Raw genomic sequence first — 595 nt, forward strand, 5'->3', positions numbered from 1 at the left:
CATCAGATAATTGTAATGTTGCAAGCGTTGTAGCAAGTCCAGCAAGTTTAGTTTCTGGAGTAAATACGGTAACCTGGACAGTAACGGATGACGCAGGAAACACAAATACCTCTACTCAGATAGTAACAGTATTGGATGCAGAGAATCCAACGATAGCGACTTTAGGCCCAATTGATGTAAATTCTGATGCTGGGGTTTGTACCTATACCAGTTCCCAATTGACCGCACCAACAACATCAGATAATTGTAATGTTGCAAGCGTTGTAGCAAGTCCAGCAAGTTTAGTTTCTGGAGCAAATACGGTAACCTGGACAGTAACGGATGACGCAGGAAACACAAATACCTCTACTCAAATAGTAACAGTATTGGATGCAGAGAATCCAACGATAGCGACTTTAGGCCCAATTGATGTAAATTCTGATGCTGGGGTTTGTACCTATGCCAGTTCCCAATTGACCGCACCAACAACATCAGATAATTGTAATGTTGCAAGCGTTGTAGCAAGTCCAGCAAGTTTAGTTTCTGGAGTAAATACGGTAACCTGGACAGTAACGGATGACGCAGGAAACACAAATACCTCTACTCAGATAGTAAC

General features: G+C 42.2%; 1 protein-coding gene. It reads left to right on the plus strand.

Going from position 1 to position 595, the window contains the following annotated elements; genetic code table 11:
• Positions 1 to 595, plus strand: a 595-nt coding sequence (locus tag EO244_RS16830; RefSeq protein ID WP_206734606.1) for an Ig-like domain repeat protein, incomplete at both ends; no start/stop codon positions are given.

This window comes from Ancylomarina salipaludis (genome assembly GCF_004122035.1).
In the GTDB taxonomy this organism is placed as follows: Bacteria; Bacteroidota; Bacteroidia; order Bacteroidales; family Marinifilaceae; genus Ancylomarina; species Ancylomarina salipaludis.